General features: G+C 60.2%; 15 protein-coding genes. 5 read left to right on the plus strand and 10 right to left on the minus strand.

The window, feature by feature from the left end:
• Positions 1-30: 30 nt before the first annotated feature.
• The 3 genes from AF70_RS25945 to AF70_RS25955 all read right to left on the minus strand — a co-directional run bounded on the left by AF70_RS25945 (position 31) and on the right by AF70_RS25955 (position 2,112).
• Positions 31-729 (minus strand): dienelactone hydrolase family protein, encoded by a 699-nt coding sequence (locus AF70_RS25945; RefSeq protein WP_019579453.1) that lies wholly within the window; start codon positions 727-729, stop codon positions 31-33.
• Between the two features lie 47 nt (positions 730-776).
• On the minus strand, positions 777-1,292 hold the full coding sequence (locus AF70_RS25950; protein WP_028940225.1) for a DoxX family protein: 516 nt from the start codon (positions 1,290-1,292) through the stop codon (positions 777-779).
• 190 nt (positions 1,293-1,482) lie between these two features.
• Positions 1,483-2,112 (minus strand): ferric reductase-like transmembrane domain-containing protein, encoded by a 630-nt coding sequence (locus tag AF70_RS25955; RefSeq protein WP_019579451.1) that lies wholly within the window; start codon positions 2,110-2,112, stop codon positions 1,483-1,485.
• Positions 2,113-2,340: 228 nt separating this feature from the next.
• On the opposite strand from AF70_RS25955, the gene glsB reads away from it, so the two are divergent.
• The 3 genes from glsB (at position 2,341) to AF70_RS25970 (ending at position 5,422) form a co-directional block, all read left to right on the plus strand.
• On the plus strand, positions 2,341-3,249 hold the full coding sequence (gene glsB, locus AF70_RS25960; RefSeq protein ID WP_018929762.1) for a glutaminase B: 909 nt from the start codon (positions 2,341-2,343) through the stop codon (positions 3,247-3,249).
• Between the two features lie 74 nt (positions 3,250-3,323).
• Positions 3,324-4,826, plus strand: coding sequence for an aldehyde dehydrogenase family protein (locus AF70_RS25965; RefSeq protein WP_028940226.1), 1,503 nt, complete (start codon positions 3,324-3,326; stop codon positions 4,824-4,826).
• A 245-nt stretch (positions 4,827-5,071) separates the two neighbouring features.
• Positions 5,072-5,422 carry a BON domain-containing protein gene (locus AF70_RS25970; protein ID WP_081625598.1) on the plus strand — a complete coding sequence of 117 codons (351 nt, stop codon included), beginning with the start codon at positions 5,072-5,074 and terminating at the stop codon, positions 5,420-5,422.
• A gap of 118 nt (positions 5,423-5,540) precedes the next feature.
• Here the strand turns inward: AF70_RS25970 and AF70_RS25975 are convergent, their stop codons facing one another.
• Together AF70_RS25975 and cynS are read right to left on the minus strand one after the other, a co-directional pair.
• Positions 5,541-6,200, minus strand: coding sequence for a carbonic anhydrase (locus AF70_RS25975; protein ID WP_019579449.1), 660 nt, complete (start codon positions 6,198-6,200; stop codon positions 5,541-5,543).
• Positions 6,201-6,396: 196 nt separating this feature from the next.
• Entirely contained in the window at positions 6,397-6,864 is a 468-nt protein-coding gene (gene cynS / locus AF70_RS25980) for a cyanase (RefSeq protein ID WP_018929757.1), read from the minus strand.
• 118 nt (positions 6,865-6,982) lie between these two features.
• Between cynS and cynR the strand changes: the two genes are divergently transcribed.
• Positions 6,983-7,867 carry a transcriptional regulator CynR gene (gene cynR / locus AF70_RS25985; protein ID WP_028940227.1) on the plus strand — a complete coding sequence of 295 codons (885 nt, stop codon included), beginning with the start codon at positions 6,983-6,985 and terminating at the stop codon, positions 7,865-7,867.
• A 1-nt stretch (position 7,868) separates the two neighbouring features.
• Here cynR and AF70_RS25990 read toward each other — a convergent pair whose 3' ends face one another.
• The 4 genes from AF70_RS25990 to AF70_RS26005 form a co-directional block, all read right to left on the minus strand.
• Positions 7,869-8,171: a hypothetical protein gene (locus AF70_RS25990; protein WP_019579446.1), complete on the minus strand. Its 303-nt coding sequence runs from the start codon at positions 8,169-8,171 to the stop codon at positions 7,869-7,871.
• A gap of 150 nt (positions 8,172-8,321) precedes the next feature.
• On the minus strand, positions 8,322-8,651 hold the full coding sequence (locus AF70_RS25995) for a hypothetical protein (RefSeq protein ID WP_028940228.1): 330 nt from the start codon (positions 8,649-8,651) through the stop codon (positions 8,322-8,324).
• Positions 8,652-9,188: 537 nt separating this feature from the next.
• Entirely contained in the window at positions 9,189-9,728 is a 540-nt protein-coding gene (locus tag AF70_RS26000; protein ID WP_028940229.1) for a GNAT family N-acetyltransferase, read from the minus strand.
• Positions 9,729-9,790: 62 nt separating this feature from the next.
• Positions 9,791-11,740 (minus strand): DNA topoisomerase III, encoded by a 1,950-nt coding sequence (locus AF70_RS26005; RefSeq protein WP_028940230.1) that lies wholly within the window; start codon positions 11,738-11,740, stop codon positions 9,791-9,793.
• A gap of 232 nt (positions 11,741-11,972) precedes the next feature.
• Between AF70_RS26005 and AF70_RS26010 the strand changes: the two genes are divergently transcribed.
• Complete coding sequence (locus AF70_RS26010; protein WP_019579442.1) at positions 11,973-12,335, plus strand: DUF427 domain-containing protein; 363 nt, start codon at positions 11,973-11,975, stop codon at positions 12,333-12,335.
• A 66-nt stretch (positions 12,336-12,401) separates the two neighbouring features.
• On the opposite strand, the gene AF70_RS26015 is transcribed toward AF70_RS26010, so the two are convergent.
• Complete coding sequence (locus AF70_RS26015; RefSeq protein WP_018929750.1) at positions 12,402-14,024, minus strand: MFS transporter; 1,623 nt, start codon at positions 14,022-14,024, stop codon at positions 12,402-12,404.
• Between the last annotated feature and the right edge of the window lie 51 nt (positions 14,025-14,075).

Raw genomic sequence — 14,075 nt, forward strand, 5'->3', positions numbered from 1 at the left:
TTACCGATTGTTGATGTCGGCGATCAGCCCTTAAAGATTCTGACTCAAGAAGATCAACGTATTGCCATGCGCCTCGGCCGCAGCCCGTTGGTTGTAGCTGTCGCGGTGCGAGCAGTTGAAGCCATGTTCGGCCCCCGGATAGACCTCGATATCGACGTCGTCGTTGAACTCGAAACGCTCGGCGATTTGCTTCACGGCATCGATGGGGATGTGGCTGTCCTGTTCGCCGAAGTGCATCAGCAGCGGCACCTTGATTTCACTGGCTCGATCCAGCTGGTTCTGAATGCCGCCGCCGTAGTAGGCGATTGCCACATCGACGAAACCGTTGGCCGCGGTGTTGTACGACAGCATGCCACCGAAGCAGTAACCGATGGAGGCGATCCTGCCGTCGAGCCCGGTATGCGTCTTCAGGGTATCGATGGCCAGTTTGATGTCAGCCTGGGCTTTATAGCGGTCGGTGGCGTTCATCAATTCGACGGCGCGTTTCCAGCCGGCTTCGTCGTAGCCCAGTTCGATACGGTGGCCGTGGCGCCAGAACAGATCCGGCGCCAGTACTAGATAGCCGTCGGCGGCGTATTGCTCGGCAACCGAGCGAATGTGTTCGTTGACCCCGAAGATTTCCTGAATCAGTACGATCCCCGGCCCTTTACGGGTGTGGGGGATGGCCAGGTAAGCGCCGAAGGTGCCTTCGGGGCTGCTGATTTCGATCCATTGGCTGGTTACGCTCATGATGGCTCCTTTACACAAGTTGGATGGGGTATCGAGACGCTGGCGTCTCAGCGGTGACTGCGCCGCCAGAAGAGTCGAGCCAACAACGCGTCCATGCTGAGTTTGCCGGCCCCCGAGAACAACAACGGCATGAGGGCTGCGAGGTAGATCAACGGCAGCTTGAAGTTGCCGTGGCCCTTGTTGCTGATGGCATAACCCTGGGCAAGTTCACTCAATGTAGACCAATCGGCCGGCCAGTGGACGGCAGCGGTCGCGACGACTGTGACCACCACTAGAATAATCGCCGAGAGCCGTGTCCCGAGGCCTGCCAGCAAAGTGAGGGCGCAGATCAGCTCGGCCCACATCGCCAGTTCCCAGTTCAGCGTGGCGGGAACGTGGTTGAAGGGAAACGGGAAGCGATCCTGGATGTCGGCAAACCAGTTCTGGCCGTTCCATTTTTCCAGGCCTGACTCGAAAAACTCCCAGGCCAGAAACAGCCGCAGGGTGAGAGGGGCGATCCAGTTGCCGACGCGCTCGAGGTTCAGGTGCAGGCCTTTGACGGCTGATGAAAGGGAAGTGTTCATGGGTTTGATCTCCGAGGGATTCATTGTGGGAGCGGACTGTGGCGAGGGGGCTTGCCCCCGTTTGAGTGCGTAGCACTCACAAGATCTTTGATGCATCAGAGATTTTGGGGCTGCTTCGCAACCCAACGGGGGCAAGCCCCCTCGCCACAAAAGTCCGATCCCACTGGGGATTGGTGGTGTTGTTGAGGTTTTATTCGGTCAATAGCGTGTTTCTGGCGGACCGTTTGTACTTCTGCGCAATTTTGCCCAGCAGCCGAATGACAATCGCTGAAAACATCAGGCCGAACGGCAGGACGTACCAGGCGCTCAGGGGGATGCGTTTGAAGTTGGAAAAGGCGAACACCGCCGCGATCACCCACATGCCGCTGGTATGCAGGGTTTTCCAGGCTTTGGGGCCGATCAGGCGCGCCGTGGTTTTGAATGAGGTCAATGCCATCAACAGAATGAACAGGTAACCGACCGAACCCGGAATATTGCCGACCGTGGTACGACCGGGCCAGAATTCGGGGTTCAGTTGGCCGTAGCTGTAGATCAGGATGGCGTGGACCAGATGGGAGAACGCGAAGGCCAGGCCGATGAAGCGTCGTTCACGCACCAGCGAGCGGCTGAAAGGCGAGGGCACCAGCACCGCCAGGGCCGATGCAGTGAACGCGGCGAGAAACAGCGCAAACGAAGTGCGTGCGGTGGCGCGAATGGCGATGCGGGTGGCTTCCACCAGATCGGGGTTGAGCAGCAGAATCAGGCCGGTCATCAACAGCACCAGCATGGCCAGCAGGCCAAACAGCGACCAGCCATGGTAACGGGGGACTTGGGTCATCATGACAACACTCCTGAGTAAGGGCCGACCCGGTTTGCCGGTAGTCAGCGGACGACAGAAGTGTTGCAATCAGCTGTATTGGCGATATGTCTGAAAGGCCCCCCGGTGCAAGTTGGTGTATCCCGGGCGGTGAAAGATACATTCCCATACAAAACTGTGATTCAGCGCCGCCCAGCGGCGTCTAGCGACAGTGTCCCCGCAATCCCATGGGGCGAGACTTCGGAACCCGGCATGCAAGCGCTGTTGAACGAGATCCTTGACGCAGTCCGACCGTTGATCGGTCAGGGCAAAGTGGCTGACTACATTCCCGCCCTCGGCGAGGTACCGGGCAATCAATTGGGCATTGCCGTGTATGGCAATGATGGCGAGTTGTTTTGCGCGGGGGACGCCGACACGCCGTTCTCGGTGCAGAGTATTTCCAAGGTGTTCAGCCTGGTGCAGGCCATCGAACACTCCGGCGAAGCGATTTGGGAACGCCTGGGCCACGAGCCGTCCGGCCAGCCGTTCAACTCACTGGTGCAGCTGGAATTCGAGCGCGGGCGCCCGCGCAATCCCTTCATCAACGCCGGTGCGCTGGTGATCTGCGACATCAATCAATCGCGCTTTGCCGCGCCGGCATTGTCGATGCGCGATTTTGTCCGGCGCTTGTCCGGCAACCCGAACATCATGGTGGACGGCAAGGTCGCCGAATCCGAATACCAGCACCGCGCGCGTAACGCGGCCATGGCGTATCTGATGCAGTCGTTCGGCAACTTCCATAACGATGTCGAAGCGGTGCTGCGCAGCTACTTCAGCCATTGCGCGCTGCGCATGAGTTGCGTGGACCTGGCCCGGGCGTTCTGCTTCCTGGCCAACGACGGTTTCTGCAAACACAGCGGCGCACAGATCCTCAGCGCCCGCCAGACCCAACAAGTCAACTCGATCATGGCCACCAGCGGGCTGTACGACGAAGCGGGCAACTTTGCCTATCGCGTCGGTCTGCCGGGCAAGAGCGGCGTGGGCGGGGGCATCGTCGCGGTGGTGCCGGGGCAATTCACGGTGTGCGTCTGGTCCCCGGAATTGAACGCCGCCGGTAACTCGCTCGCGGGCATGGCGGCGCTGGAGTTGTTGAGTCAGCGGATTGGTTGGTCGGTGTTCTAGAGCGGTGTGGGCATGACGCTGCGGGAAATTTGCTATACATTTTCCGACCGCCCCCTGCATGGTGAAACCGCTTCATGTCTCTTGCGCTCGAACGTCTAGTCGCTGGCACGCCGATCCCATTTGCCGGTAATCGTGTCACTGTCGTCAGCCCCGAACTGGCGGCGCGCTTTCAGCCCGGCGACCATCTGCTGGTGGAGCAGGTCAGCGGCGAGTTGTTGCTGATCCCGGTGGCGGATCAGCAGGCGGCGACGGTCGCCATCGAGCGCGCCGAGGCGGCGTTTGCCGCAATGTCCAGCGTTTCGGATCACGCCATCAGCGAGTTCTTCGATCGCTTCGCGCAACGCCTGGAAACCCCGGAATGCTGGGCCTTGATTGCAGCCGCCAACCTGTCCGACATCGAGCGGGCCAAGGCGCGCGGGCGTTCCACCACGCGATTGCTGGCTGATGAGCGCATGCGCCGCGACATGATCGCAGGCCTGCGGGCCTGGCGCGATGCACCGGTCACCCGCGGTCAAGTCGTGAGCTGCGTCGAGCACGATGGCTGGAAAGTCGAGCAGGTGGTTTCGCCGCTGGGCATCGTCGCTTTTGTGTTCGAAGGCCGGCCGAATGTCTTCGCCGACGCTGCCGGTGTATTGCGCACTGGCAACACCGCGGTGCTGCGTATTGGTAGCGACGCGTTGGGCACCGCCCAGGCCATCGTCACCCATGCATTGAATCCGGCACTGGCCGATGCCGGGTTGCCAAGCGGTGCAGTGTCGCTGGTCGAAAGTGTCAATCACGCCGCCGGCTGGGCAATGTTCGCCGACCGGCGCCTGTCGCTGGCCGTGGCCCGTGGTTCGGGGCGTGCGGTCAGCCAGTTGGGCAGCATCGCGCAACAGGCCGGCACCGCCGTCAGCCTGCACGGCACCGGTGGCGCCTGGCTGATCGCGAACAAAGACGCCGATGCCCAGCGCTTCGCCGCCGTGGTGCGCAACTCTCTGGACCGCAAAGTCTGCAACACCCTGAACGTTTGCCTGATCCACCGCGACCGAGCTGCCGAACTGGTGCCGCTGTTTCTCGATGCACTGCAACAGGCCGGCACCGCGCGGGGCCAAGGCTGCAAACTGCACATCGTCGAGGGCAGCGAGCAGCATTTGCCGAGCGATTGGCGCACCGCGAGCGTCGAGGTGTACCGCGCCGAAGGCTATCAGACCGAAGCACAGGCCGAACCGTTGCCCGAGGACCAATTGGGCCGGGAGTGGGAATGGGAAGAAACCCCGGAAGTCAGCCTGAAGATCGTCGACGATCTGGATCAGGCCATTGCCTTGTTCAACCGCTACAGCCCGCAATTCACCGTGTCGCTGATCAGTGAAGATGCCCAGGCGCAGGCGCGTTTCTACAACGCGGTCAACGCGCCTTTTGTCGGCAACGGGATCACCCGCTGGGTCGACGGACAGTACGCGCTGAACAAGCCGGAACTGGGGCTTTCGAACTGGGAGAGCGGTCGCCTGTTTGCGCGCAGCGCGATTCTCTCGGGTGATGGCGTGTTCACGATCCGCAGCCGCATGACCCAGACGAGTCTGTCGGTCAAACGCTGAGACGCGCAAACCTGTGGGAGCGTGNCTTGCCCGCGAAAGCGGTGTGTCAGGCGACATCAATGTTGACTGACACTCCCTCTTCGCGGGCAAGCCACGCTCCCACAGGAATTTCGTCGCTCTTATTAACTTACCGGCATCAGGGACAGCCCTCTGACCGCAGGCAACGGCACGCACTATACTTATTGTGTGTCCGTGCCTGCGCGGGGACGGACAGCGCATCTGATTACGTGTGAGAGGATTGCGCCATGAAACTTCATGACTTCCAACATTACTCCCATGGTCTGGAAACGGTCGTTCACGACACGTGGATTACCACCCGGGTAAAGTCGGCCCTGGCATTGGCCGATACCACTCTTGGCCTGAATGTCCATGTCAAAACCCATGCGGGTGCGGTGGCATTGAGCGGTCGCGTCAATACCCATAGACAGTGTGAGCACGCTGTTGCTCTGGCCCGTTCGGTTCCTGGTGTCGTCAACATCGATGCCAGCGAATTGCTCACTCATGTGTTCACGCCAGGCAGTTTTCCAGAAGCGCCCAACGCTGAAGACACACCTGAACGTCGGCCACAATCGTCAGCCAAGACGGACGACAAATAACAGGGGCGATCGTGTGAGTGGCACATTCCCGGCCGGGAAACGAGGACGGGCGCAGTAGCGCGCCTGTCCACTTTGTAACGCTGCGCCAAGCCTGGTGCAGCTTGTGCGGTCGACACCTTCAGGCGGCTTCGACTGTTTTGCCGTGCACGGCGCAAGTGCCGGGGTGTTCGGCCAGCGACACGAAGCTGTGACTGCCGGCATCCAGGGCATCGACCGAGCCGGTTTCGATGTCATAGACCCAGCCATGCAGGTTCAACAGGCCTTTTTCCAGGGCCAGGCGCACGCTCGGGTGGGTCTGGATATTCGCCAGTTGGGCGATGACGTTTTCCCGCACCATCGAACTGACCTTGGCCGCGTCGCTGGCATGAGGGCGGGATTCGTTGATCACCTTGGCCGACTCGGCGTGCTGCAACCAGCCGCTGACGGCGGGCAGGTGATCCATGCATTTGCACTGGGCAATGGCGGTCATGGCGCCACAGTCCGAATGCCCGCAGATCACGATGTCCGTCACGCCCAATACCGCGACCGCATATTCCACCGTGGCCGACACGCCGCCCGGATGCGGGCTGTAAGAGGGCACGATATTGCCGGCGTTGCGCACCACGAACAGTTCGCCGGGCTCTTGCTGGGTCAGCAGTTCCGGTACCACGCGGCTGTCGGAACAGGTGATGAACAAGGTGCCGGGATGCTGGGTGGTGGCCAGGTGTTTGAACAGGTCGGTACGTTGCGGAAACGCTTCTTTCTGAAACTTCAATAAACCTTCGATGAGCGCTTTCATGGCGGACTTCCTTGCAATGAATAAGGGGGCGTAGCAGCTGCCGAGCCTGCGAGGCTGCGTTCGGCGGCGGAGCCGTCGTTAACACGGTGCACGCGGTTTACCTGAAAGACCGCGCTGTTTGATTTCGCGACTGCTTCGCAGCCGAACGCAGCCTCGCAGGCTCGGCAGCTGCTACATGGGGTGCTGAGCGGTTGTTTTAGAAAGGACGCAGCGGCAGGAACTTGCCGTCCAGGGTAATCACGGCGCGGGAGCCGCCTTCCGGGTCTTCGACCTTTTTCAGGTCCAGCTTGAAGTTGATCGCGCTGATGATGCCGTCGCCGAATTGCTCGTGAACCAGGGCTTTGAGCGTGGTGCCGTAGATCTGGATCATTTCGTAGAAGCGGTAAATGGTCGGGTCGGTCGGAACACCCGACAGGCTGCCGCGCAGCGGGATGATTTGCAGGCGGGCCACGGAGTCGGCGTCCAGCTCGAGTTTTTCGCCGATCACTCTGGCGGCGGCTTCCGGCAGTGGATGTTGGCCGAGCAGGGCGGCGGTGACGTAGGCCAGACCCAGGCCGGTGCCGTCGGTCAGATCCTGCCAGGACAGATTCTTGCGCGCCTTGGCATCGAGGATCGAAGTGGTCAGGGCCAGACTAGTGTCCTGGTAAGCGTGGGACTGTTGCATGGTGTGACTCCTATCGGTTGTGGCTGGAAAGTGGAGCCATCTTCGGTTGATTGATCCATAGCGTCCAAGATCGATATACAATGTTTTGCATAATTACTGCCTATAGATGATGAATCCCATGCTGCTCCGACATTTGCGCTACCTGCTGGCGGTCGCCGACCACGGCGGCTTCACCCGTGCCGCCGAGGCGTTGCACGTCTCCCAACCGACACTGTCCCAGCAGATCCGGCAACTGGAGGAAACCCTGGGTGTCAGCCTGTTCGACCGCACCTCGCGCACGGTCAAACCGACCGACGCGGGGCAGGCCTATATCGAATGCGCCCGGCGGGTGCTGGTGGAACTGGAAGCGGGTAAACGCGCGCTGCATGACGTGAAGGACTTGTCTCGCGGCACCTTGCGACTGGCCATGACGCCAACGTTCATGGCGTATCTGGTGGGGCCGCTGGTGCGCGATTACGCGGCGAAGTTTCCGAACATCCATCTGCAGATTTTCGAGTTGTCGATGGATGACATCGAGGCGGGGTTGCTTGATGACTCGCTGGACATTGCCATTGCCTTCACCCCGGTGAGGAGCCCGGATATCGAGTGCGTGCCGGCGTTTGTCGAGACTCTGGGGGGGGTGGTCGGGCACTGTCATCCGTTGTACGAACGGCAGATCCCGCTATCGCCCAAGGAGATGGCGCAATTGGAATTCGCGTTGCTGACGCCGGACTTCATCACCCGATCCTCAGTCGACGAGTATTTTCGGCAACAGAGCATCACGCCCAAGGTGGCGATCGAGGTGAATTCGGTGAGTACGTTGCTGGAGGTCATTCGCCACACGCCGATGGCCACCATCCTCCCGGAGCCCATCGCCACGGCGGAACGGGCATTGTGCCGGATTGAATTACAGGGCGAGGCACCCCGGCGCGACGCGGCATTGCTGCGCAGGAAGAACAACTATCACAGTGCCGCGTCTGTGGCGTTCGCGAACCTGGTGATGGCCGGCAGCACCAGCGTGTGAATCAATCATCCACCGACTGGCAGATGCCATTGCCGCCTTTCTTGCTGGTATAGGTCACGGCTACCGTATCGTCATCCGCGATGCTGATCGAGATCGTCACATCCGGCCCCTTGGCCTCGAAAAGGCGATCATTGATCATTTTGGTCTGGGCTTCTTTGCTGTTGATCATCACCGGACCATCCTGGTCGGCGTGGACCATGATTTTCCCGGGGCAGTCCACATCGAAGGCGGGAACGCCGGGAACACTGTTCCCATAAGCTGCACTCGCCAATGCCAGTAGCATGAATGTCAGGGTTGTTTTCATCGCAGACCTCCAGCGGATAAACCGATGTCCAGCGCACTGTTAACCATAGCTCTGTTCTTTTGACCCGGTGCGAAGTTAGAGGTGCAGACGCAAAAGACAAAAAAGGCCCCGCTCGATAACCGAGCGGGGCCTTCTTGTATTTGGGGGAGATCAGTACAACCGATCAATCACCCGAACTTCATTCTGGTTCTGCATCGAGGCCCAGGCCTGCTTCAGCGTTTGCAGCACGTTGCCGATGAAGTCCTTGTCGGCCGCGGCTTTCTTGCCGACATAGCCCTGGCCGCGACGGTACATCTTCAGACGGGCCAGCAGGTTCTGGTTGTTCTTGTCGAACTCTTCTTCGTGGGCATGGGGCGACAGGCAGTCGATATGAACCTGGCCCGATTTGCTGATCCACAGAATATGGCTGTCTTGGCTGTCTTTTTGCGCAGCGAACAAGCGAGCCAGTTCATCGATAGTAGGTTGATTGTTCAGATTCATAGTAAGCCCCTTGACCATTTGGTGATCTTTCAAAGTTGATTCGCTAATACAGGTAGCCCATCGGTTAGTTGATCCCTGGCACCGAAACCAGGACGTCAGCGGTCGACCGTCAATACGACGGGGTTACGCGTCTGTTGCATGTAGTCGTGTTGAATAACTGCTACGCAATAGCGTCACAACGAAGAGAAGCAGCGAAAACCTGGAGGCCACTGCCGACGTTTTCAGGGTCGGCCACAAGCTTCATGAGGATTGATCGCCAGCGCTTCTCGCCCTTGTACTGGACGTTCAGGCCAGGTCAGCTTCTTCAATCTGCCTTGTGGGCAGCGTGTATCCGGGAAAAACAGCTCGGCGGTCAGACGAACTTGCTCAAACGTGTTGCCTGTACTCCCGATCGGGGAGACGTCTGCATCATGCAAGGGCAAATCGGAGGCGTCAACGGTTTTGTAGTGATTATTTTTGTTCACTACATATTGTCGGACAAAGTGGTTTTGGAATTAGAAAGTCAGCGTGGCCAGCGCTTGGAGTCTTCGGCAGCGCTTACCCGGGCCCCGGAGGCGTTGCCGAAGGCTGCGATCTTTCAAAGCGGTAAACGGTGCATGGATAACCGTCAATCGGCAGTTGATGCACGGTGAACGCTCCGCCCGTGAGATCGGGCATCACCCTGGCCCAGAACAGCCGCGCAGGCTGGTTGGCATCGATGTGGAAAATCTGCCATTGACCGGGGAACCGGCTCAAGAGGGCAGAGACGACAAACTTCGCGACACCTTGGCCACGAAAGCGTCGACTGACAAAAAAGTAGCCGATGTTGTACTCGGCGCCGACGATATGGGTTTCGTCATCAACCGTCACGAACCCCGCCAGCTCGCCGTCGACCTTGATCAGAAAAGGCCGGGTTGCCGGGTTGCGCCAGTAGTCCAGTTTGGGCTGGATGTTGAAGTAACCATGTTCCCCGAGCTTCAGCGGCAGCCATTCGCTGAAATCGTACATGTAGAACTGCATCAGGTTTTCGATGGTTTCCAGTTCGTCGCGCTGGGCGGCGTGCAGTTCTATTGAGGGTTGGCTCCTGATTGTCGCCATGGTCGTACCTTCGGTGTCTTAACTGACATTGAAGAACACTAGACCATTTCGATTCGCTGCCCTCAAACCTTGCCCGCCGGTTTCGCCGCGCGCTTGGTTCCAGTCGAAGGCTTGCGTTTGGCGGGTTTGCGTTTGTTCTTCCACGGTGTGGCGCTACGCCCGGCCGGGCTTGCCGGCCCGCTGATGGTCAGGTTCAGGCCGGCGCAGCGTGCCACTTGCTTGCTCATCCACGCGGCCTGTTTGGTGACGAATTCTTCCAGGCTCATTTCACCGCTCTGCACCATGTCCAGCGCCTGTTCCCAGATTGCCGTGGTGCCGGGGTCGGCAATCGCTCGCGGCACCGCATCGATCAGGCTGAAAGCCGCCGGCGTCGCGGCCAGGGCCTTGCCGTTCTTGATCAGATAACCGCGATCCAGCAGGCCCTGGATGATCGAGGCGCGTGTGGCTTCGGTGCCGATGCCGGTGGTGTCCTTGAGCTTTTGCTTGAGCAGCGGATCTTCCACCAGTTTGGCGACGTTTTTCATCGCCTTGATCAGATCGCCTTCGGTGAATGGCTTGGGCGGTTGGGTCCAGAGGTCCTTGAGTTTCACGTCGGCCACCGCGCAGTCACGCCCTTCGGCCAGTGTCGGCAGTGTTTGCGGTGCCGGTGCTTCGCGGCCCTTGGCAGGCGCGAGGGCTTCGGGCAGGGCGCGTTTCCAGCCGGGCTCGACAATCTGCTTGCCCACGGCGCGCAAGGCCTCACCGGCACAGTCGAAGTCGGCCTGGGTCCGGTCGTATTCGTGGTTGGGCAGGAACTGCGCCAGGTAACGCGCACGAATCAGGGTGTAGACCGCCCGTTGCTTGCCCGCCAGTCGGTCGAGGTTCTTCGCCGCGGCGGTCGGAATGATGCCGTGGTGTGCGCTGACCTTGGCATCGTTCCAGGCTCGCGAGCGGCGTTGCGGCTCCAGATAATCGTGCAAGGCGTTCAGCGCCGGGTCGGCTTGCCGGAGCGCCGCCAGAATACCCGGCGCTTCGCTATGCTGACTCAGGGGCAGGTAGCCGCAGTCGCTGCGCGGGTAGGTGATGACTTTGTGGGTTTCATACAGGGCCTGGGCGATATCGAGGGTTTCCTGGGCGCCGAGCCCGAGTTTTTTCGAGCAGACTTCCTGCAAGGTGCCCAGGTCGAACGGCAGCGGCGCGACTTCGCGCATGCGCTCGGTACGCAGCTTGATCACCCGAGCGCTCGCCGCGTTGCCAATGGCCGCAGCCGCCTGCCGGGCCAGCGCCTGATTCAGGCAGCGATCCTGATCGTCGCAGGCGTCCGATGCTGCACGCCATTGGGCCATGAATGCCGTGCCATCGTGCAGCAGTTGCACGTCGATGGCCCAGTAGGCCACCGGGACGAAATCGGCAATGCTGCGGTCGCGGTCCACCACCAGGCGCAAGGTCGGCGTCTGCACCCGACCGACCGGCAACACGCCCTGATAGCCGGACTGACGCCCCAGCAGGGTGAACAGCCGACTCATGTTCATCCCGATCAACCAGTCGGCCCGGGAGCGCCCCAACGCCGAATGATAGAGGCTGAACGTCTCGGCCCCCGGCTTGAGCGCCGCCAATGCCTTGCGGATCGACGCATCGTCCAGCGCCGACAACCACAGCCGCTGGATCGGCCCGCGATAACGGCAATGCTCCACTAGTTCCCGGGCGATCATCTCGCCCTCACGGTCGGCGTCGGTGGCAATTACCAGTTCACTGGCCTCGCCGAGCAGGCGTTTGACTGCCTTGTACTGGCTGGCCGTGCGCGGCTTGACGGTCATTTTCCATTTTTCGGGAATGATCGGTAGATCCGCCAGCACCCAACGCTTGTAGCGCGCGTCGTAGGCATCCGGCGGCGCGGTTTCCAGCAGGTGGCCGATGCACCAGGTCACCGTGACGTCCGTTCCCAGCCAGCAGCCGTCGCCCCGACGCCTGGCGCCGAGCACGGCCGCGATGTCTTTGGCCTGGGAAGGTTTTTCACAGAGGTACAGCCGCATAACCACCATCATCGATCAGTGTTCGAGAGGTGCACAGAATGGCGGGTGATGAGCGATGGAGCAATCTTTATCTGTATGGATGTACAGCTTGAGCTGTTGCTGTTGATGACAGCGGTCAATCCAGCGACTGAAGCACGCTCCGTTCGGCTGCGAAATATTCGCGAGACCCGGAACATGGGGTATACCTGATGGGGCGCAAACACAGCTCAACAGCAACAGAGGAGCCGACCTCATGAAAGTCCCAGGTGCCGGTAATCCCATCTCCATCGTCCCCCAGCCCGGCTGCGTGGTGGTGAAGTTCCATGGCATTCAAGTGGCGTCGTCCACTCGGGCGCTGGTCATGCATGAGACCAATTATCCTCCGGTCTACTACATCCCGCGGGAGGACATCGCCGAACAGTATTTCGCCCGCACCGACCACACCAGCTATTGCCCGTACAAGGGCGATGCCAGCTATTACAGCCTGCAGATCCCCGGGCATGAAAGTGCCAACGCGGTATGGAGTTATGAGCACCCCAAGGTGTCGGTTGCGCAGATTGGCGGGTATGTGGCGTTCTATCCTGACGAAGTGACGTTTGAGGTGCTCAAGACCTGATGTGCAGAAAACATTTTGTGGCGAGGGGGCTTGCACCCTCGCCACAAACTAACCTCCCGTTAGCGCTCAGTTTTTATCAAGGTCCACGTTCTTCGTCTCCCGCAAACACATCATCCCCACCACCAGGCTCACCCCGGTAATCACCACCGGGTACCACAGCCCGTAGAAAATATCCCCGGTGTACACCACCAGGGCAAACGACACCGTTGGCAGGAAACCACCAAACCAGCCGTTGCCGATGTGATAGGGCAGGGACATCGAGGTGTAGCGAATGCGGGTCGGGAACAGTTCGACCATCAGCGCCGCCAGCGGGCCGTAGCACATGGCGGAGATGATGATCAGCGCGACGATCAACACCACGATCATCGGTTTATTGATCAGCTGGATGTCGGCTTTTGACGGATACCCGGCCAGGGTCACTGCGCCACGCAGGGCCGCTTCGTCAAAGCCGTCGAGCTTCACGTCACCGACGCTCACCTGCACACCGCTGCCGGTCGGGGCCGCTTCGCTGCTGTAGGGCAGGCCCTGTTTGACCAGGAAGGTTTTGACCTTGTCGCACGGGCTATCAAATTTCGCCTTGCCCACCGGGTCGAACTGGAAGGTGCAGGTGGCAGGGTCGGCCAGTACGGTGATCGGTGCCTGACGGCTGGCCTGGTCGATGGCCGGGTTGGCGTAGTGGGCGATGGACTTGAAGATCGGAAAGTACAGTGCAGTCGCCAGCAGCAGGCCGATCATCAGCACCGGTTTGCGTCCGACCTTGTCCGACAGCCAGCCAAAAAAGATGAAGAACGGCGCGCCAATGATCACGCTGACAATCAGCAGACTGTTGGCCAGGGCCGGGTCCATTTTCAGGAACTGTGTGAGAAAGAACAGCACGTAGAACTGCGCGGCATAGAAGGTCACCGCTTGCCCGGCGTTGATGCTGAACAGGGCGATCAGCACCACTTTAAGGTTTTCCCATTTGCCGAAGGAGTCGCGCAGCGGCGACTTGCAGAGTTTGCCTTCCTCTTTCATTTTCACGAACGCAGGCGACTCGTGCAGGCTCAGGCGAATCCAGGTGGAAATGCCCAACAGCACGATCGAAAACAGAAACGGGATGCGCCAGCCCCAGACTTCAAACTGGTCGCCGGTGAAATAACGGCAACCGAGCACCACCAGCAGCGACAGCAGCAAGCCAAGGGTGGCGGTGGATTGAATCCAGCTGGTGTGGAAGCCGCGTTTGCCGATCGGTGCGTGTTCGGCGACGTAAGTGGCAGCGCCGCCGTACTCACCACCCAGCGCCAGACCTTGAAGCATGCGCAGCACCACGAGGATGATCGGCGCAGCGATGCCGATGCTCGCGTAGGTCGGCAGCAAACCGACGCAAAAGGTTGCAAGGCCCATGAGGACGATGGTCGCGAGGAACGTGTATTTACGCCCGATCATGTCCCCCAGGCGTCCGAACACCAACGCACCGAACGGCCGCACGATAAAGCCGGCGGCGAAGGCCATCAGCGCGAAGATGAACGCCGTGGTGTCGTTGACCCCGGCGAAGAACTGTTTGCTGATGACCGCCGCGAGGGCGCCGTAGAGGAAAAAGTCGTACCACTCGAACACCGTCCCCAGGGACGAGGCGAAGATGACTTTCTGGGTTTCCTGACTGGTGCCCGCGCTGCGGACGGCTTCCAGGGGTTGAACATGTTCTGACATATCGGTATCCCTCACAGTGATTGTTTTTGTTGTTCCACTGTCGACGCCAGC

This window comes from Pseudomonas sp. KD5 (assembly GCF_012932895.1).
Classification (GTDB): Bacteria; Pseudomonadota; Gammaproteobacteria; order Pseudomonadales; family Pseudomonadaceae; genus Aquipseudomonas.

Coding starts and splice junctions, on each gene's coding strand:
- AF70_RS25945 (WP_019579453.1), bottom strand. CDS start 729: ATGAGCGTAACCAGCCAATGGATCGAAATCAGCAGCCCCGAAGGCACC.
- AF70_RS25950 (WP_028940225.1), bottom strand. CDS start 1,292: ATGAACACTTCCCTTTCATCAGCCGTCAAAGGCCTGCACCTGAACCTC.
- AF70_RS25955 (WP_019579451.1), bottom strand. CDS start 2,112: ATGATGACCCAAGTCCCCCGTTACCATGGCTGGTCGCTGTTTGGCCTG.
- glsB (WP_018929762.1), top strand. CDS start 2,341: ATGCAAGCGCTGTTGAACGAGATCCTTGACGCAGTCCGACCGTTGATC.
- AF70_RS25965 (WP_028940226.1), top strand. CDS start 3,324: ATGTCTCTTGCGCTCGAACGTCTAGTCGCTGGCACGCCGATCCCATTT.
- AF70_RS25970 (WP_081625598.1), top strand. CDS start 5,072: ATGAAACTTCATGACTTCCAACATTACTCCCATGGTCTGGAAACGGTC.
- AF70_RS25975 (WP_019579449.1), bottom strand. CDS start 6,200: ATGAAAGCGCTCATCGAAGGTTTATTGAAGTTTCAGAAAGAAGCGTTT.
- cynS (WP_018929757.1), bottom strand. CDS start 6,864: ATGCAACAGTCCCACGCTTACCAGGACACTAGTCTGGCCCTGACCACT.
- cynR (WP_028940227.1), top strand. CDS start 6,983: ATGCTGCTCCGACATTTGCGCTACCTGCTGGCGGTCGCCGACCACGGC.
- AF70_RS25990 (WP_019579446.1), bottom strand. CDS start 8,171: ATGAAAACAACCCTGACATTCATGCTACTGGCATTGGCGAGTGCAGCT.
- AF70_RS25995 (WP_028940228.1), bottom strand. CDS start 8,651: ATGAATCTGAACAATCAACCTACTATCGATGAACTGGCTCGCTTGTTC.
- AF70_RS26000 (WP_028940229.1), bottom strand. CDS start 9,728: ATGGCGACAATCAGGAGCCAACCCTCAATAGAACTGCACGCCGCCCAG.
- AF70_RS26005 (WP_028940230.1), bottom strand. CDS start 11,740: ATGCGGCTGTACCTCTGTGAAAAACCTTCCCAGGCCAAAGACATCGCG.
- AF70_RS26010 (WP_019579442.1), top strand. CDS start 11,973: ATGAAAGTCCCAGGTGCCGGTAATCCCATCTCCATCGTCCCCCAGCCC.
- AF70_RS26015 (WP_018929750.1), bottom strand. CDS start 14,024: ATGTCAGAACATGTTCAACCCCTGGAAGCCGTCCGCAGCGCGGGCACC.